This window comes from Kineococcus sp. GCM10028916, from assembly GCF_042674865.1.
In the GTDB taxonomy this organism is placed as follows: domain Bacteria; phylum Actinomycetota; class Actinomycetes; order Actinomycetales; family Kineococcaceae; genus Kineococcus.
This window is the reverse complement of the sequence record NZ_JBHTFM010000003.1, coordinates 91,834-109,655: the sequence shown is the minus strand read 5'-3', so window position 1 is coordinate 109,655 and position 17,822 is coordinate 91,834. Positions and strand designations below refer to the sequence as shown.

Genomic DNA, 17,822 nt, shown 5'->3' with positions numbered 1-17,822 from the left:
CGGGTGAGGTGAAGCCTCAAGATCTTCTAGCTAAATGCCGATCAGGAGGAGTAGCGCACCGAGGGGCTGATCCCCACCAGGCGCTCTGATCGTGGGTCCCACCTCTCACCTCTACTCATCGGAAGGCCGGTCATGAACACGCTGCGCAACCTGAAGGTCGCCACCAAGCTGTTCGCCGGCTTCGGCGTCGTCTGCCTGCTCCTGGCTGCGGTCGTAGCCCTCGGCATCTCCCGCCTGAGCGGCTCCCAGGCCAACCTGGACAAGGTCTCCACCGACGGCATCGCTTCCGTGCAGACCATCAGCGCAACCAAGATCGCCTTCCTCAACCTGCGCATGGACCTGGCCAACACCGCCCTCTCCCAGCCTGGCGACGTCGAGAAGGCCGTCGAGAAGATCACCGCCGACGACGCCAAGTACGACACGGCGTGGCAGGCCTACCTGGCCACCTCACCCAGCACCAGCGAAGGCGACCACGCCCAGGTCGAGGACCTCATCGCCACCTACCGCACCAACCGCGCACAGGTGCTGCCCTTCGCGAAAGCCGGTGACCTCGTCGGCTTCGTCAAGGCCCGCACCGAGCTCACGGTGCCCCCCTCGGACGCCCTGAACGCCCAGCTCGACGCGATGACCGTCACCGAGCAGGGTTCCGCCAAGACTCTCGCCGCCGACGGGGCCTCGACCTACCACGCCGCGGTCACCCTCCTGCTGGTCATCGGTGCTGTCGCCGTCGTCGTTGCCGCCGTCATCGCCGTCCTGGTGTCCCGCTCCATCGCCGGCCCCCTCGCCCGCACCCTCACCGTCGTCCAGGGCCTGGCCACCGGCCGCCTGGACCAGCGCGTCAACGTCACCACCAAGGACGAGGTCGGTCAGCTCGCCACCGCCCTGGACACCACCATGGACAACCTCACCACCACCATGCTCCGCATCGCCGACAACGCCGCCACCCTCGCCGGCTCCTCCGAGGAACTCACCAGCGTCGCCACCCAGCTCTCCTCCGGTGCGGAGGAGTCGGCGGCACAGACCCAGGTCGTCTCCGCGGCCACGGAGGAGATCAGCGCGAACATCGGCACCGTCGCCGCTGCCGCCGAGCAGATGACCTCCGCCATCCGCGAGATCGCCACCTCCACCGCCGAGGCCTCCTCGGTCTCCGCCGACGCCGTGTCCAGCGCGTCGCAGGCCTCGGAGATCCTGGAACGCCTCTCCGCCTCCTCCCGCGAGATCGGCGACGTCGTCAAGCTCATCACCTCCATCGCCGAACAGACCAACCTCCTCGCCCTCAACGCCACCATCGAAGCCGCCCGCGCCGGAGAGATGGGCAAGGGCTTCGCCGTCGTCGCCGGAGAGGTGAAGGAACTGGCCCAGCAGACCGCCCGGGCCACCGAATCCATCACCACCCGGGTCGCGGCCACCCAGGCTGACGCGACCGAGGCCGCGTTCGCCATCGGCGGCATCAGTGAGGTCATCGCCCGCATCGACGGGTTGCAGGCCACCATCGCCGCCGCGGTGGAGGAGCAGTCCGCGACGACCTCGGAGATGGTCCGCAACGTCACCGAGGTCTCCTCCGGCAGCCAGGAGATCGCCACCAACATCTCCGGCATCGCCGCCGCGGCGGATCAGACCACCGCCGGGGCCACCCACACCGCCACCACCGCCGGTGAGGTCTCGCGCGCCGCGGTGGAGCTGAACGAACTGGTGGGCTCCTTCACCCTCCCCCGCCGCTGAGCACCAGCCCCAGTGGGGTCGACGGAGTACGACCACGACCCAGCAGCACCGGCCGAGCCGTCAGCGGCACACCCTTCGCCGCTCTCCAACGCCACAGTCATCCCGAGGTGCGCGAACGGTCGGGTCGCCAGCGCCTCGGTAGTGGGATGAACTGACAGCCGGCCCGCGCCTCTCCCCCCTCAGGTGCGGGCCAGGGGCTGGTCGTGACGTGTCGACCTCCGACACGACCGGCCCTGCCTGACATCGGTGCGAGCCGGTTCGAGACGCTCGGTCGTGGCGTTCCTCTGGATGAAGATCGACAACCGGCAACGCCCTGGCGTGCCGATGTCGGATCGAGCCAGACAGGATCGCGTAGCCGTTCCGCGGGTGGGACCCTGCCGTGGTTCGTCCCGCGCTTCGTCTGAGTTTCCATGGCGCGATTCGTCGGCGTCGGCGTCGGCGTCGGCGTCGGCGTCGGCGTCGGCGACCGTGGCCTGGTCACCCGGCGGTCTCGGGCCGCCACTTCGCAGAACCCTCACCCCGGTCCACGACCACCTCACCCACCGGCTGGTGTGATCTCCAGGTCATGCTTCCCTCGAGCGTCCAGCACCGCGAACAGGTGGAAGAAGACCTGCTTCGCCTGCGCCGGCAGCCGGTACGGCCCGCACCGCCCGATGGCTTCGACCTCCCCAGGGTGAGAATCGAAGCTGGTGCGGCCTCCGTGTTCATCGCCGGTGCTCCAGGCCAGCGGGATGTCGGTGCTGCAGGCGGCATCGACGAGCAGCACACCGTCCCAAGGGGCGGCGGCGAGGTCCTCATCGGTGAAGCCGACCACCAGCTCGTACTCCAGGCTGACCATCTGCCGCGTACCCCCGACCTCGGCCGGGGGCTGGGTCACCCAGCGCATCCGGCCAGGTGCCCTCGTCGGTCGAACCCCGGGCGATGACGCGTTGACCAGGGATGAGCTCGCCGCAGTCGACATCCAAGCCGGCGAGGAGGTGCGGGGACAGTCGCCTGGAACGAGATGGCACGGTCACCCCATTGATCATTCCGCCCGGTGTGTCCCCCGTTCCGTGGAGCTGCAGCGGCAGCTGCCCGGCATCGAGGTGCACTACGGGAACCACGGGGTGGATCCCTCCTGCCCGACTCTGCATCGGCAGCTCGGCCTGCCGCCGCTGCCCGCCGTTGCCAGGCCGGGCGACGACGAGCGCAGGTCGACCTCTACGCCTACGCCCCGTTGAGCGGCGCCACCCACCGAGCGCACGAGGCCGGTGCGACGGCATCCGAGTGGTCCCGGGGCACGTACCGCTCTCACACTCTTCCGGTCATCCCGCCGTCCGCGCTCGACGACCTCGCGGTCATGGCGACGGCCGAGCGATCGCACATCGGCGTAGGTGGCGTCAGAGTGGCGCCTTGCCGAGCGTTCAGATCGAGGACGTCCTCGACGAGGTGCTCGAGCGTTCCGGTGGGCGAGCCGGTGGCAGCCTGTCCTTCCGCGACGCCGTGAAGGCGGTGCACGACGACCGCGATCGTCGTTGACGCCAGCGTCCTCGCCCCCGAGGTGATCGACCGCGAGGTGGCCTCCGTCCTGCACCGAGCCGGGATCGCAGGCCGCCTGCCGCAGCGCCGCGTCGATCCGGCGTCGGACGACCTCATCGACCTGCCCCTACGACGAGTCGCTCACCGGCCGCTGCTGCACCGCTGCCGGGAACTGCGCCACACGCTCACCAGCTACGACGCCGCCCACGTCGCGCTGACCGAGGTGCTGGGCATCGTCCTGGTCACCGCCGACGCCCGTCTGTCCCGTGCGCCGGGCACCACCTGCGAAGTGGACGTCGTGCGCTGAGCTGAGTGCCACCCACGACGATGACCGCCGGCTGTACCGGAAGGTCGTCCCGGCTGCCCCGCTGCTGGCACGCTGGTCACGTGATCCTCCCGAAGGTCCGCGACCCGCGACTGGTCACGATCCGCCGCGGTGGAGAACTCACCGACGAGGACCACCGGCTCATCGCCCTGTGGGCCGCTGACTGCGCCGACCACGTGCTGCACCTCTTCGAGGTCGAACAGCCCGCGGACACCCGTCCACGCGAGGCCATCGAGGCAGCACGCGCCTGGGCCGGGGGCAGCGTGCAGATGATGGACGCCCGAGCTCGCGGTGGGCACGCGATGGGAGCGGCTCGCCCGCTGCGGGGGGCTGCCCGCTGCGCCGCCTACGCCGCCGGCCAGGCCGCGTGCGTACCTCACGTGCCCGAGCACGACCTCGGCGCCGCCGCCTACGCGATCAAGGCGGCACGGGCAGCGGGCACGGCCGGTCCCACCACCGGACGGCTGGAGCGCGACTGGCAGCGCGAGCGGCTCCCGGAGCGCGTCCGGGAGCTGGTGCTCGAGGACCAAGCCAGACGCGACGCGATCTGCTGGTCCGTCTTCGCCGGCTGACGAGACCTCGCGGTGCGGTCTGGCCGACGGGGCGGAGGAAGACACGCGCAGTCGAGTGGCGTGCTCGTCGTCTGCGCGCGACCCCGACGGTGCCGTCGGTGCCGCGTCCGGTCGGCGAGTCCCGTCGGCGGTGTCAGCCGGGCGGCAGACCCTCGGCCCACAGCGCCTGCAGGACGCGCTCGCTGGCACGGCCGTCCTCCAGGGCGCAGAAGCGTTCCACGAACCGGGCGTAGCGTCCCGCCTGCGCAGCGGCCACCGCAGGCAGGTCGAGCAGCGCCGCGGTCAGCGCCTCCTGGTCGAGCAGGACCGGGCCCGGCGCCTCTGCCTCCAGGTCGAAGGTGAAGCCGCGCAGGCGGTCGCGGTAGTGCGCGAGGTCGTAGGCGAAGACCAGGATCGGCTTGCCCGTGACCGCGAAGTCGAACATCGACGACGAGTAGTCGGTGACCAGGACGTCGGCGGCCAGGTACAGGTCGGAGATGTCGGGGTACGCGCCCACGTCCTGCACCCGCCCGCCGCCGGCGGGACGGCTCTGGTGGCCCATGTAGTGGTGCAGGCGCAGCAGGACGACGGCGTCGTCACCGAGGCGCCGCGCGAGGGCCCCGACGTCCAGCCCCAGCGGGGCGTCGACGCCCGGAGCGGCCTCGTCGTCGCGGTAGGTGGGCGCGTACAGGACGGCCGTCGTGCCCTCCGCGAGGCCGAGCTCGGCGCGCACCCGAGCGCGCCGGGCGTCGCGGTCGGGCGCGGAGAGCACGTCGTTGCGCGGGTAGCCGGTCTCCAGCACCCGGCCCCGGTAGGCGAACGCGGCCCGCAGCAACCGCGTCCCCTCGGCGCTCGGGGTGACGAGCAGGTCCCAGCGGGCGATGTCGTCGTCCAGCTCGGCCATGACGTCGTCCGGGGGCTGGAACGCGGCGTCGCGGTGGATGCGCTTCAGCGGTGTCCCGTGCCAGGTCTGCAGGTACACCGCCCCGGGACGCTTGCGCCACCGGTCGAGCTGGATGTGCGTGTTCGAGACCAGCACGTCCGCCGCCTCGAGCGCCACGACGGCTTGCGGTGTCCCGATCGGCACGGTCGCCACGCCGGGCGGGAACGTCGCGGCCTGGCGGGAGGAGGCGAGCCAGAGGTGGTCGACGCCGTCACCGCCGCGGGCGGTCCAGGCCTCGTGCAGCGCCCGCGGGTTGTCGGCGTAGCGGCCGTTGTCAGCGTTCCAGACGACCTTCACCGATCTCCCGCCCCCACCGTGCTCGTCCCGGGCGGGATGTCCCGCGCTGTGCGCCGACGCTAGCCGCTCGACAGGGTTCGTGCAGGCCGGTGAGGACCTGGCGGTCCGACTGCGGACCGAGCTCCACCGTGGTCGAGGGTCGCGACCGCCGGAGACCCGACCCGGTGCCTCGTGCTCGGCCATCGGGTCAGGCGCGGGAAGCGGGGTCACCCCGCGCAGCGGTGCATCTGCTGGAGGGCTGCGAGGCTCACGATCGTCCTGCCCGAGCTCCGGCGTGCCACCCACCGCCTGCTGAGGACGACCGAGGACTGACGCCGCGAACGCACAGAAGCGCCGACGACTGCACTGTCGCGCTCATGGCGATGTCCGGGCGTTCAGCCCTGGCCGTCGCACCCACCGCTGTCACCACATGAGGTCACCCGTGGGTGAACCGAAACGGTCACCCGGGCGACCAGATCGGCGCACCCACGTCTTCCCCCACGACGGGGGTCGCCCCGTTGCACCGACGTCACGGTCATCCCGCTGTCATGGACGTCGACGACGTCGCGCTCAGGGCTCCCCCGACCCGCGCGGTCGGTGCCGAGCGGCCACGTCCGAAACACGGCCGTTCAATCGAGCGCTCAGCTGAGAACGTCCTCCACGATCGCGCGCTGAACGGCCAGCCCCGCCCACTCGTCGTCGCCGACCGCGTCGTAGACCAAGGCCAGCGGACCGCTGAAACCGGCGTCGAGGATCGAGGACAGGCTCGCGCGGTAGTCGACCTCGTCGACGTCCCCCCCGTCCCAGTGGGCCTTGGCGTGGCAGGTCTCCGCGTAGGGGGCGACCTCGGCCAGGTCGACGTACTTGCCCGGACCGCTCCAGTTCCCCAGGTCCACCAGCAGTCCCACCGCTCCGTCGAGGGGGTCGAGGACGGCCTGCACGTCCGCGGCGTCGCGCGTCACGACACCCCAGTTCTCGGTGACGACGCGCAGATCCCCGGCACGGGCAGCGATGCGCCCCAGCGCCGCGGAACTGTCGGCCTGCGCGGTGTCGGTGCGGGTCTGGCCGGCCACCACCCGGATCCGGGCGGCCCCCAAGGCGACAGCGTCGGTGAGGTAGGAGGAGATCCACGCCTCCTCGCGCGCGGCCTCGCTCGGGTGGGTCAGATCACCGTCGTCCACCAGCAACGCGTCCAGCACGACACCGGCCTCAGCCAGCGCCGCGCGCAGTTCGGCGAGGTAGCTGGCGTCGCGGTGCGGGAGGTGGAAGTGGCACAGCTGCACCATGCGGTAGCCGTGCTCGCGCAGCGCGGCGGGCAGCTCGAGCAGCGGCAGCCCAGCGGGTTCGGTGGTGGTTGTGGCCCGGAAGCGGCCCAGGGTGCGGTCCAGGGACCAGGCGTGGACCGCCGCGGCCGGCAGCAGATCGTGGCCGGGACCGGGATTGGTGTCATCGCTGACCGTCATGCCCCCAGCATCTCGTACGCGCACCTCCCCGCCCTTGGCCGGACCCCACGCCCACGGGCATCACGGTCATGACGATGAGCGGGATGCCGACCAAGTGGGTGAGGACATCAGCTGACCGCGGCCAGCGGCTCCCAACGGGCCGCGCCAGCAGCCACGTCGATCACCACCCGACCCAGCGGCTGCGTCGCTGCATCCACCACGAAGTCCGGCCCACCCCGACCGGCATCCTCACCCGGACGCCGGTCCAGGTACGGGGTGAGGGTGAAGACCACCTCACGCGCACCGCCGGGCAACGGATAGGGGCCATAGCTGCCCCGGGAGTACGGCTGCCCCGGCTCACCGGTGACGCTGCCGCCGCCGATGTTCCCCGCCTCCTGCACCTCCCGCGGCAGGGGCGGGTCGACCTCGTACTCCACATCAGCCACCGGGCTGACGAACCACTGCCCGGCGTCGGGATCGTCCTCATGGACCGCCGGGGCGATCTCGTAGTCCAGCGACACCATCTGCCAGGACTCACCTGCTGGCTCAGGCAGCCGGTTGCCTGCGGCGTCGGGCCAGTGGCCTTCGTCGCGCAGGCCCCGCAGGTGCAGGTGACGACCCGGGACGACCTCACCGCAGTCCACGTCGAAAGCCATCAGCAGCGTGCCCTGCTCGTTGTCGATGTTGCTCATGCAGTGAGCGTCGTGGGTCGCCCCGACCTGGCGCATCAGGGATTCCCCTGAGCGCACCCCGGGATCGAGGTACCCAACCGCACGGTCATCCCGCGGTGCGCGCGAAGCGCACGGTCCTCCCGCGGTGCGCGCGGTCGGCGACGTCGCGGTCCTGGCGAGAGTCGGACGGTCCGCCGGCGCTGGACCGGCAGTGGACCGGCTGCCGTCCTGCCACTCTGCTCACGTGGACCACCCCGCACGCCGCGTGCTCCCGCTCCTGGCCCCCCTGCTGCTGATCGCCGCCTCGGCCGGCTGCTCGGGGGAGGAGACGGGCGAGGTCACGGTGGAGACCACCCTGCACCTGTGCCGCCAGCAGGAGTGCCGAGACCTACCGGCCGCGGGGGCAGAGGTCACCTTCTTCGCCGGCGGCAGCGAGGTCGGGACCGCGACCCTGGACGACGCCGGCCGCACCACCAAGACCTTCGGCCCCGGCACGTACACCGTGGACGTCTCGATGCCCGAGTTCGGCCTCCACATCACCCAGGACCAGGTGACCCCCACCGGCCTGGAGGCCGATGGGGGCATCACCTTCGCTCTGGCCTTCCCCGGCACCCTGAACCTGACCGCCGACGCGTCGTAGCCCGACGTCGCGGTCACCCGAGAACTGCGTGCACCCGTCTCAGAAGGGGGCCGTCACTGCGGGCCCCGAGCCAGACCGACCCCCGTGAATGGTCGAGCTCCCGCGTTCCGCGCGGGATCACGGCTGTTCACGACCCGCAGGACGGGCCCTAGTAGCGCAGGAGGGCACCGATGCCGTCGGCCATCGTGACCAGGGGCGCCTCACCGTCCTCCTCCGGGAGCGGGACGAGGTGGATCTCGGCGTCGGAGGCGGCCAGGGCGCGGACGAGGGCCGCGTCGGCGCGGACCTGCACGGCGTCCTCGACGCCCAGGGCGTGCAGGTCCATCGTCGTGGTGCTGATCTCGAGCGGTCCCCGGCCGGCCCAGAGGAGTTCCGTCGAGCTCGGGTCGTCGAGCAGCAGCATCGTCGCCACCTGGCCCGCGCGCAGGGCGGAGACGACCGCGGCCATCCCCTCGACGGCCCGGCCCGCCCGGCCGCGTTCCTGGACGAAGTCGTCGACGACGGTCTGGCGCCGCGCCGAGCGGACGACGTCGAGGACCTCGGCGACGGCGGCCGTGAACGCCTTCTCGTGGGTGCCGGCCGCCCGCGAGCCGCCCTTGACGTCGCGGAGCAGGGCCCGCAGCGGGGCGGGGGCCTTCTCGCGCAGCGCGGCGGCGGCCTTCGCGTCACCGGTGAGCAGCACGACCTCGGGGTGCTCGCGGCGGACGAGGTCGGTGAGGTCGGCGGCGACGGCGGCGGCGTTGTGGTCCCAGGAGTCCTGCACGGAGCGCTGGTAGCGGTGCTCGGCGCGGTTGTCCCCGGATCCCTTGTGCAGCAGGTCGTGTCCCCCCTCGACGGAGTGGACCTGGGCCCCCTGGACCGCACCGGTGCGGGTGAGGGTGATGTCGGCGCCGGCCCGGTCGAGCTCGACGAGCACGTAGCGGACGTCGTCGGCCCTCGACCGCACGAGCGGCATGAGGTGCGCGACGGGGCCGGTGCTGACCTCCTCGCGCAGCGGCGGGGCGGGCAGCACGACGTCGAGCTGCAGCCCCTCCTTCGTGGCGAGCATCGCGCGCCCGACGTGACCGCCGACGCCGGTCGGTTCGGTGGCGACGGCGTCGAGCGCGCTCAGCGCGGTCTCGGGGGCGCCCTGGCCGGCCAGGGCCGACCGGGCGTCCTGCCAGCGCAGGTCGATGTCGTGGGCGCCGGTCGCCCGGTCGCGGGTCGCGTCGACGTAGACGGACACGTGCGGACCGGGGTCCAGCGCCAGGTCCTTGAGCCAGTCCAGCTTCACGGGACTCCTCCTCATCGCGTATGGATGCCCCACGCTCTTACCCGTGACTCAGAGTTTCAACCGGAGCGCGATCACGCGACCAGGTTTCCCACCGGCCCCACGTAGAGCCAGACGCCGGCGACGCGGGTGAAGGCCGAGTTCTCGTGCTGGACACCGCGGCGGCCCGCCTGGCGGTGGTGCGCCTCGAACTCGACGGTCCCGGTGTCGTCGAAGGGGCTCCCACCCGTGGTGGCGAGCACGAGGAGGCGGCGCCACTCGACGCCGGCGTCCAGGTCGAGCCCGTCGGGTCGGGTGGCGGGGTCCCAGGTGCGGAGCAGGTGCTCGCGGTCGCCCACGGCGAAGGCCGTGTAGCGCGAACGCATCAGCGCCTCCGCGGTCGGCGCCGCCCGGCCCCCCAGGTACCGGCCGCAGCACCCGGCGAACGGCTCGCCCCAGCCGCACGGGCACGGTCCCTCGGGAGTGGTCACCCCGTCATCCTGCCCGGCGGCGGGGCCGTGGTGGAGCGCACGACGAGACGCGGGGCCACCAGCCGCAGGCCGACGGGCAGCTCGGGGTCCTCGAGGCGGACCAGCAGGCGCTCCCCCGCGATCCGGCCGACCTCGCGGGCGGCGTTGTCGACGCTGGTCAACGACACCGCCCGCAGCCGGGCCAGCGAGGTGTCGTCGTAGCCGGCGACGGAGACGTCGCCGGGGACGGCGAGGCCGAGGTCGGCGGCGGCCGCGAGGACCCCGACGGCGCAGGCGTCGTTCGCGGCGAGCACGGCGGTCGGCCGCTCGGCGGCACGTCGGTCGGCGCCGAGCAGGACGAGACCCGCGCGGTGGCCGGCGTCCTCGGTCATCTCGGCGACGGCCACCAGGGGTGTCCCGCCGCCGGCCCGGACGGCCGCCTCGAAGGCCTCGCGGCGCAGCCGGCCGACGGGCCCGGACCCGCCGACGTGGGCGATGCGGCGGTGGCCGAGGGCGAGCAGGTGGTCGACGACGAGCCCCACCCCGGCCGGGTCGTCCCCGGCGACGACGTCGAGGTCGGTCCCGGGCGGGGTGCGGGTGCCGGCCAGCACGACCGGCAGGTGCACCGCGACCTCCTCGACGAGGGTGAGGTCGGGCAGGGTGCCGATGACGACGAGCCCGTCGACGCGCAGGTCGGCGAAGGTCTGCGGGGCCTCGGGTTCGCTGCGGACCTCGGCCAGCACCGGTCGCAGCCCGGCCGCGCGCAGCACGGGCCGCAGTCCGTCGAGGACGTCCACGAACCACGGGTTGCGCAGGTCGTCGAGGACGAGCCCGACGGCCCGGGTGCGGCCCTGCGCGAGGCTGCGGGCGGTCGGGTCGGGGCGGTAGCCGAGCTCGTCCATCGCGCTGAGCACGGCGGCGCGGCGTTCGGGCGAGACCTTCGGGCTCTCCTGCAGCACGAGCGAGACCAGCGACTTGGAGACCCCTGCGCGCGCGGCGACGCTGCGGATCGTGGGTCGTCCCCCCGGATCGCTCACGCCTCTACCCTCCTTGACATCGGGTTGGTGGTGGGTCGATCGTAGAGGGTATTGGACCGGTCCAACGACGATGACGTCCTGAAGGAGTCCCCTTGTCCGACCTGCACCTCGGCCTCGCCGGCGTGGGCCGCATCGGCGTCATGCACGCCCGCAACGTCGTCACGACCCCCGGCGTGGGCCGGCTCACCGTCGCCGACGTCGACACCGTCCGCGCGCGGTCCGTGGCCGACGAGCTGGGCGTCGAGGCCGCCGTCGACGTCGACGCCCTGCTCGCCTCCGGGATCGACGGGCTGATCGTCGCGACCGGCACCGCGCAGCACCCCGAACTCATCCGGGCCGGCGTCGAGGCCGGCATCCCGGTGTTCTCCGAGAAACCCGTCGCGCCGGACGTCGCGCTGTCGCTGCCCGTCCTGGACTTCATCGCCGCCCACGACGGTGTCGTCCGCATCGGTCACCAGCGCCGCTACGACGCCGGCTACCTCGAGGCCAAGCGCGCGCACTCGACCGGCGAGCTCGGCTGGCTGCACGCGATCCGGGCCGTGACCTGCGACGTGACCCCGCCGCCGGTGTTGTTCCTCGCGACCTCGGGCGGGTTGTTCCGCGACTGCTCCGTCCACGACTTCGACGTCATCCGCTGGATCACCGGCCGGGAGGTCGTCGAGGTCTACGCCCGGGGCAGCAACAACGGCGACCCCGAGATCGGGGCCGTGGGCGACGTCGACACCGCCCTCGCCGTCTGCACCCTCGACGACGGGACCCTCGCCGTCGTCACGGCCTCCCGCTACAACGGGGCGGGCCACGACGTCCGGCTGGAACTGCAGGGCTCCGCCGGGTCGCTGCTCGTCGGCCTCGACGAACGGAGCGCGCTGCGCTCGGCCGAACCCGGCGTCACCTTCCCCACCGGAACCCCGCACACGACGTTCGCCGAACGCTTCGCCGACGCCTACCGCGCCGAGATCGCCGCCTTCGCGGACCTGGTCCGCGGGATCGACGGGGAATTGTGCCGGCCCGAGGACGCCGTCGCCGCGTCCCGGGTCGCCGACGCCGCGCAGGAGTCGCTCGCCAGCGGGACGCCGGTCCGGGTCTGACCTCGGGAGCCGCCGGGGACACGAGCGGACGGGACGAACGGTCGGCGGTCCGCTGATCGCCCGGATGCAGCAGTCAAGTACCGGGCCGTGCCGTCCGATCCTCCAGTGTCGAAGGAACCACGCGCGACGACGCTGACGCGGCACGTCCCCTGCGGACACCCCGTCGGAGACCCAGGACCGCGTCGGTGTGACTCCCCGCCTCGTCGCGAGACGGTGGCCGACGACGACGTCGTCGTTCGGCACCGGTGGGGCGGCGGGTTCGAGGTGGGTGAGGAGGTGGTCGGTGTGACGACCGGCGTGGGAGCCGTGTGGGTCGGTGTCCAGGCGGTCTGCACCGCCCAGCGGGAGGTCTACGGCTACGAGCTGCTGCACCGGACCGGAGCGGCGAACCGTGCGGAGCTCGTGGGCGCGGTCGAGCACGAGCGAGCCACCGCGCAGGTCATCGCCGCGGCGTTCGGGGAGTTCGGCACCGAGGAACTGGCCGGAGGCCGGCGGCTGTTCATCAACCTGACCCGTTCGTTCGTCACCGGCCAGCTGCCGCTGCCCTTCGCCGCCGAAGGGGTCGTGCTGGAACTGCTGGAGACCGTCGACGTGGACCACTGGGTGATGTCCGGTCTGCGGAACCTCAAGCGACGTGGCTTCGCCATCGCCGTCGACGACTTCGACGGCGAGACCGAGCGGGTACCCGCCGTGGCTCTGGCCGACTACGTCAAGATCGACCTGCAGGTGAGCGGCAACCGCCTGCTCGACGTCATGGCCCTGGTCAAGCGGGTCAACCCGACGGCGGTCGTCGTGGTCGAGAGGGTGGAGACCGAGGAACAGTTCGAAGCGTGCCGTGCCGCGAACGCCGACCTGTTCCAGGGGTACCTCTTCCACCGCCCGGACGTCCTGACGCGTCCCGTGCTCGACTCCTCCCACCTGAACTGCGTGCAGCTGATCGCCCTGCTGTCGGACCGGGACGCCCCCGTCGAGCGGGTGCTCGACCTGCTGTCCGCCGATCCCGGACTGAGCGTGCGGGTGCTGAAGACGGTCAGCTCGGCTGCCTACGCCCCCCGGGGGGGCATCACCTCCCTGCAGCAGGCGATCGTGCTGCTGGGCCGTCGGGAACTGCTCAACTGGGCGGTCCTGGTGCTGCTGAAGGGATCGGGATCGGCGCGCGTTCCCCAGCAGACCCTGACCTGGATCTTCACTCGCGCCGAGGCCTGCCGGCTGCTGCTGCCCGCCGACCCCGAGGCCGCCTCCACCGTCGGCCTGCTCTCCGCCGCCGCCGAGGCACTGGGGTTCGACCTGGGCGAACTCACCCGGGGATGCACCCTGCAGCCCGCGGTCCACGAGGCCCTCACGAGCGCCACCGGGGTCCTGGGCACCTGTCTCGACGCCGTGCGCCTCCACGAGGACTCCCTCACGGGGGACCGCCGTGACCACCGCGTGCGCCTTCGAGGAGGGCTGGCCGCACGCCCCGACGGGCAGCCCGACCCGGGCGCCGTGCCGGCCTTCCCCGGAGCCATGCGTCCCGCCTCGGTGTCGCTGGCCTACCTGCGGGCTCAGGTCACCGCCCAGAACCGGGTGACGGAACTCCTCTCCCGCACGGCGGGATCGACGGGCGGGCCGACCACCTGAGCGGTGGCGGGATCCGGGGTCGCACCGGGGCCGGCAGGGGTCCGGCGACCGGTCACCGCGTGAGGCGGTCCTGCAGGAGCAGCGCGGCGGCACCCACCGCGGGGCCCGTCGCGGCGGCCGTGGAGACCGTGACCGTCACCGGCCGCCCCCAGACCCGGGAGGACGAGGCCCCGATGCGCGCCGTGATGGCCGACCCGTAGATCGCCGGGGCGGCGGCGAAACCCGGCCCGGTGAGCACGAGCAGGTCGAGGTCGAAGAGGTTCACGAGGGTCTCGGCGGCAGCGGCGACGTAGCGCGCGGAGTCGTCGAGGATCGCCCGGCAGGCCTGCCCGCCGGTGCGGGCGGCCCGGGCGACGGCGGAGAAGTCGGTGAGCAGGGCCCGGCGGGCCACCCGTTCCAGCCCGGCCTCCCGGCGGGCGTCCGGATCGGCCAGGGCGCGGGCGACCACCGTCTCCGGGCCGGCCATCACCTCCAGGCAGCCGGAACCACCGCAGGGACAGGGTGGGCCGTCGACGACGACGCAGACGTGCCCGAACTCCCCCGCGTGCCCGCGCGAGCCCCGGTGCGCGGCGCCGTCGATCACGATGCCCGCGCCCAGTCCCGCCCCCAGGTACAGGGCGGCGAAGGAGCGGGAGTTCTCCACCCGGGCGACCCAGTACTCACCGACCGCGGCCGCGGTCGCGTCGTTCTCCACCAGGACCGGCCACCCCGTGACCCGCTGCAGGGAGCGGCGCAGTCGTTCGCCGTCGACCGCGCCGACCGCGCCGGCCGCGGGGCGGGCGGGATCGGCGGGATCGGACTCGCGACCGGTCCGCCGCAGCAGACCGCCCCCGGGACCTCCCCAGACCAGCCCGATCCCGAGGCAGGTCCCGCGGTCCTGCCCGCTCTTGGTCAGGAGCTGGTCGACGTCGGAGGCCAGGCGCGCGGCGAGGTCGTCGGTGGCCGGCTCCGCGGACCCGTCGACGGGGGCGAACCGCCGGGTGAGCCGGGCCAGCACCCCGCCGGTCTGACTGGTCAGCACGTAGGTCACGGTCGTCGTGGCGAGGTCGATGCCGACGGCCGTCCGGCCGCCGGGGTCCAGCTGCAGGAGGGTTCGCGGCTTGCCGCCGGTGCGGGTGCGCCCGGCCTCGACGACGACGCCTTCGGACAGCAGGCGCTTCACGGTGGTGGAGACCGAGGCCTCGGTGAGTCCGGTGAGGGCTGCGAGCTCGACCCGGCTGACCTGACCGGCCGCCCGCAGGGCGTCCAGCAGCCGCTCGCGGGCACCGTCCCGGCGCGGTCGACGGACCGACCTCGGCGGGTCCTCCACCGACGTCATCGATGCTCCTCGGGCTGATCAAGGCGGGACGGCTCCTCGTGAGCTGTTGCGCACTCTAGTGCTGCCGAGTCCCGTCCGCGGTAGTCCTTGACGTGACTTCCTCAAGTTAATTAAGTTAAAACGGACGGACCGCGCTCCACCCCGGCACCGATGGCGGTGCACGCGGAGCGGCCCGGCACTCGCACCGCCGCGAGCTGCGGCCACAGACCGAGGACACCGCCATGAACCTCTCGATCAGTGCCACCCCCCGAACCCCCGGGCTCCACCGCCCGCGGCGCCTGTCCCGCCTCCTCCGCCTCACGGTCGCCGGTGCCGCAGCCCTGACCCTGCTCGCGACCGGGTGCTCGGCCGGCGGGTCGGGAAACGGCGACGACGCCTCCACCCTCGTCGCCTACACCGGCCAGGCCGGCGACTACCAGGTCAACTTCAACCCCTTCTCTCCCTCCGACATCGGCGGGGCGGGGCTGATCTTCGAACCGCTGTTCTTCATCAACAAGACCGCCGCCGACGCCGACCCGAAACCCCTGCTGGGCACCGAGCACACCTGGAACGACGCCGGGACCGAACTCGACGTCACCCTGCGCGACGGGGTCACCTGGTCCGACGGCAAACCCTTCACCGCCGACGACGTCGTCTTCACCTTCCAGATGCTGCTGGACCACGAAGCCCTCAACAGCACCGGTTTCGACGGGACGGTCACCAAGGTCGACGCGACCCACGTCACCTTCACCTGGCCGGAACCCGCCTACACCGCCGGACCCGACGTCCTCAGCGCCACCGTCATCGTCCCCCAGCACCTCTGGAAGGACATCGACCCCGAGTCCGACGTCCTCGAGAAGCCCGTGGGCACCGGCGCCTACACCCTCAGCGAGTTCAAGGGCCAGGCCTTCACGATGGAGGCCAACCCGAAGTACTGGGGCGGGAAGCCGAAGGTCGCGAAGGTCCGCTACCTCGCCCTCTCGGGCAACCAGGCCGGTGCCGACGCGATCGCCGCGGGCACGATCGACTGGCAGACCGGGCCAATCCCCGACATGGCGAACACGCACAAGAACTTCCCGAACTACGACACCGGTTCCGTCGCCCAGAACCAGATGGTCCTCGGCGCCTGCGCGAACGCCGACCTGGGGTGCCAGGGACCGCAGACCGACCCCGCCGTGCGCCAGGCGTTGTTCTACGCCATCGACCGCACCCAGCTGAACAAGCTCGCCTTCCAGGACACCGCCTCGGAGATCTCCCCGAGCATGGCGCTGACCAGCACCCAGGCCGACACGATCTCCGCGAAGGTCGACCCGGAGGTGGCCCCGAAGACCGCCGAACCGCAGACCTCCGCCCAGGTCCTCGAAGCCGACGGCTGGGTCAAGGGCGCCGACGGGATCTACGCCAAGGACGGCCAGAAACTCACCCTGACCATCGAGGTCGTCACCGGCTGGACCGACTACATCACCGCCATCCAGACCATCGCCGCCCAGGCCGAGGCCGCCGGCATCGACATCCAGACCGCCCAGTCCTCGTGGAACGAGTGGACCGACAAGCGGTTCAAGGGGAACTTCGAGCTGGCCATCGACTCGCTGTACCAGGGACCGGCCCCCGACCCGTACTACCTCTACAGCTACTTCTACGACGGCCGGATGACCGCCCCGGTGGGGACGAAGGCCAACGGCAACAACTGGTCGCGGTTCTCCGACCCCGCCGTCGACGCCGCCCTGGACGCCCTCCAGAAACTGCCCTCGGAGGACACCGCCGGACGCCAGGCCCAGTTCGACGTCATCCAGTCCGCCGTCGCCACCCAGATGCCCTACGTCCCGGTCATGACCGGCGCCAACACGAGCGTCTGGAACGTGAAGAAGTTCTCCGGCTGGCCCACGAACGAGGACCAGTACGCCTTCCCCGCGGTGTGGTCCGACTTCGACGCGGCCGAGATCCTCAAGACCCTCACGCCGCAGGCCGCGAGCTGACGTCGTGAACTACCTGCTGCGCAAGCTCGGCTTCTACGCCATCGCCTTCTGGGCGGCGCTGACGCTGAACTTCGTCATCCCCCGGCTGCTGCCCGGGGACCCGGTCGACATCCTGCTGGCCAAGCTCAGCCAGCGCGGGACGGTCATCACCCCCGAGACCCGCAAGGCGTACGCGATCCTCCTCGGCGGGGACACCGACGCCTCGCTACCCGCGCAGTACGTCAGCTACCTCGGCAACATCCTCCACGGCGACCTCGGGACCTCGATCAGCTACTTCCCCGCCCCCGTCACCCAGGTCATCTCGGCCTCGATGCCCTGGACGGTGGTGCTCATCGGGCTCGCGACCCTCATCGCGGCGTTCCTCGGAGTCCTGCTCGGGGCGTTCGTCGGGTGGCGGCCGGGGACGTGGCTGGACTCGATGGTGCCGGCGACGACGCTGCTGGCCGCCGTGCCGTACTTCTGGCTGTCCCTGGTCCTCGTCTACGCCCTCTCCCGGCTGCTGCACCTCTTCCCCGCCCAGGGCGGCTACGACGTGGTCCTCTCCCCCGGCTGGAACCTGGAGTTCATCGGTTCCGCGGTCTACTACGGGTTCCTGCCGGCGCTCACCATCGTGCTCGCCTCGATCGGCGGCTGGCTGCTGGGGATGCGCAACATGATGGTGTCGACGCTCTCGGAGGACTACGTCCTCACCGCCCGCGCCAAGGGCCTGCCCGGGCGCTGGATCCTGCGCGACTACGCCGCCCGCAACGCCGTCCTGCCCTCGGTGGCCGGTTTCGCCATCTCCCTGGCCTTCGTGGTCTCCGGCTCGGTGGTCACCGAACAGGTGTTCTCCTACCCGGGGATCGGTTCCCGCCTGCTGGCCGCGGTCACCAACAACGACTACGCGCTGATGCAAGGGGTGTTCCTGTTCATCACCCTCGCCGTCCTCGGCGCGAACCTGGTCGTCGACCTGCTCTACGGCCTCATCGACCCCCGCACCCGGGCCCGCTGAGAGGAC

17 protein-coding genes are annotated in these 17,822 nt (G+C 72.2%); 9 read left to right on the top strand and 8 right to left on the bottom strand.

Annotated features, from left to right (window positions below):
• The first annotated feature begins 132 nt into the window (after positions 1 to 132).
• Complete coding sequence (locus tag ACFQ46_RS02900) at positions 133 to 1,722, top strand: methyl-accepting chemotaxis protein (RefSeq protein WP_380257028.1); 1,590 nt, start codon at positions 133 to 135, stop codon at positions 1,720 to 1,722.
• Between the two features lie 535 nt (positions 1,723 to 2,257).
• Here ACFQ46_RS02900 and ACFQ46_RS02895 read toward each other — a convergent pair.
• Positions 2,258 to 2,599 (bottom strand): hypothetical protein, encoded by a 342-nt coding sequence (locus tag ACFQ46_RS02895; RefSeq protein WP_380257026.1) that lies wholly within the window; start codon positions 2,597 to 2,599, stop codon positions 2,258 to 2,260.
• A gap of 515 nt (positions 2,600 to 3,114) precedes the next feature.
• Here ACFQ46_RS02895 and ACFQ46_RS02890 point away from each other — a divergent pair.
• The 3 genes from ACFQ46_RS02890 (at position 3,115) to ACFQ46_RS02880 (ending at position 4,137) form a co-directional block, all read left to right on the top strand.
• Positions 3,115 to 3,240 carry a hypothetical protein gene (locus tag ACFQ46_RS02890; protein ID WP_380257024.1) on the top strand — a complete coding sequence of 42 codons (126 nt, stop codon included), beginning with the start codon at positions 3,115 to 3,117 and terminating at the stop codon, positions 3,238 to 3,240.
• Positions 3,230 to 3,547, top strand: coding sequence for a type II toxin-antitoxin system VapC family toxin (locus tag ACFQ46_RS02885; RefSeq protein ID WP_380258389.1), 318 nt, complete (start codon positions 3,230 to 3,232; stop codon positions 3,545 to 3,547). The genes ACFQ46_RS02890 and ACFQ46_RS02885 overlap by 11 nt, the downstream gene beginning before the upstream one ends.
• Positions 3,548 to 3,627: 80 nt before the next feature.
• A complete protein-coding gene (locus ACFQ46_RS02880) occupies positions 3,628 to 4,137 on the top strand; it encodes a putative immunity protein (protein WP_380257022.1) in 510 nt (169 codons plus the stop codon).
• Between the two features lie 133 nt (positions 4,138 to 4,270).
• On the opposite strand, the gene ACFQ46_RS02875 is transcribed toward ACFQ46_RS02880, so the two are convergent.
• The 3 genes from ACFQ46_RS02875 to ACFQ46_RS02865 form a co-directional block, all read right to left on the bottom strand.
• Positions 4,271 to 5,356 carry a CDP-glycerol glycerophosphotransferase family protein gene (locus ACFQ46_RS02875; protein ID WP_380257020.1) on the bottom strand — a complete coding sequence of 362 codons (1,086 nt, stop codon included), beginning with the start codon at positions 5,354 to 5,356 and terminating at the stop codon, positions 4,271 to 4,273.
• Positions 5,357 to 5,976: 620 nt separating this feature from the next.
• Positions 5,977 to 6,798 (bottom strand): sugar phosphate isomerase/epimerase family protein, encoded by an 822-nt coding sequence (locus tag ACFQ46_RS02870; protein WP_380257018.1) that lies wholly within the window; start codon positions 6,796 to 6,798, stop codon positions 5,977 to 5,979.
• Between the two features lie 107 nt (positions 6,799 to 6,905).
• Entirely contained in the window at positions 6,906 to 7,469 is a 564-nt protein-coding gene (locus tag ACFQ46_RS02865; RefSeq protein WP_380257016.1) for a hypothetical protein, read from the bottom strand.
• 223 nt (positions 7,470 to 7,692) lie between these two features.
• Here ACFQ46_RS02865 and ACFQ46_RS02860 point away from each other — a divergent pair, with 223 nt between their 5' ends.
• A complete protein-coding gene (locus ACFQ46_RS02860) occupies positions 7,693 to 8,088 on the top strand; it encodes a hypothetical protein (RefSeq protein ID WP_380257014.1) in 396 nt (131 codons plus the stop codon).
• Between the two features lie 148 nt (positions 8,089 to 8,236).
• Here ACFQ46_RS02860 and ACFQ46_RS02855 read toward each other — a convergent pair whose 3' ends face one another.
• The 3 genes from ACFQ46_RS02855 to ACFQ46_RS02845 form a co-directional block, all read right to left on the bottom strand.
• Positions 8,237 to 9,361: a Vms1/Ankzf1 family peptidyl-tRNA hydrolase gene (locus tag ACFQ46_RS02855; protein WP_380257012.1), complete on the bottom strand. Its 1,125-nt coding sequence runs from the start codon at positions 9,359 to 9,361 to the stop codon at positions 8,237 to 8,239.
• Positions 9,362 to 9,432: 71 nt separating this feature from the next.
• The gene (locus ACFQ46_RS02850; protein WP_380257010.1) at positions 9,433 to 9,828 is read right to left on the bottom strand and encodes a YchJ family protein; all 396 of its coding nucleotides are present in this window, start codon (positions 9,826 to 9,828) and stop codon (positions 9,433 to 9,435) included.
• Complete coding sequence (locus tag ACFQ46_RS02845; RefSeq protein ID WP_380257008.1) at positions 9,825 to 10,844, bottom strand: LacI family DNA-binding transcriptional regulator; 1,020 nt, start codon at positions 10,842 to 10,844, stop codon at positions 9,825 to 9,827. Before ACFQ46_RS02845 ends, ACFQ46_RS02850 begins: the two co-directional genes overlap by 4 nt.
• Positions 10,845 to 10,936: 92 nt before the next feature.
• Here ACFQ46_RS02845 and ACFQ46_RS02840 point away from each other — a divergent pair, with 92 nt between their 5' ends.
• Positions 10,937 to 11,932 carry a Gfo/Idh/MocA family oxidoreductase gene (locus ACFQ46_RS02840; protein WP_380257006.1) on the top strand — a complete coding sequence of 332 codons (996 nt, stop codon included), beginning with the start codon at positions 10,937 to 10,939 and terminating at the stop codon, positions 11,930 to 11,932.
• Between the two features lie 285 nt (positions 11,933 to 12,217).
• A complete protein-coding gene (locus tag ACFQ46_RS02835) occupies positions 12,218 to 13,552 on the top strand; it encodes an EAL and HDOD domain-containing protein (protein WP_380257004.1) in 1,335 nt (444 codons plus the stop codon).
• 52 nt (positions 13,553 to 13,604) lie between these two features.
• Here ACFQ46_RS02835 and ACFQ46_RS02830 read toward each other — a convergent pair whose 3' ends face one another.
• Positions 13,605 to 14,870, bottom strand: a complete 1,266-nt coding sequence (locus ACFQ46_RS02830; RefSeq protein ID WP_380257002.1) for an ROK family protein — start codon at positions 14,868 to 14,870, stop codon at positions 13,605 to 13,607.
• A 221-nt stretch (positions 14,871 to 15,091) separates the two neighbouring features.
• Here ACFQ46_RS02830 and ACFQ46_RS02825 point away from each other — a divergent pair, with 221 nt between their 5' ends.
• On the top strand, positions 15,092 to 16,825 hold the full coding sequence (locus tag ACFQ46_RS02825; RefSeq protein WP_380257000.1) for an ABC transporter substrate-binding protein: 1,734 nt from the start codon (positions 15,092 to 15,094) through the stop codon (positions 16,823 to 16,825).
• 4 nt (positions 16,826 to 16,829) lie between these two features.
• Positions 16,830 to 17,816 (top strand): ABC transporter permease, encoded by a 987-nt coding sequence (locus tag ACFQ46_RS02820; RefSeq protein WP_380256998.1) that lies wholly within the window; start codon positions 16,830 to 16,832, stop codon positions 17,814 to 17,816.
• The last annotated feature ends 6 nt before the right edge of the window (positions 17,817 to 17,822 follow it).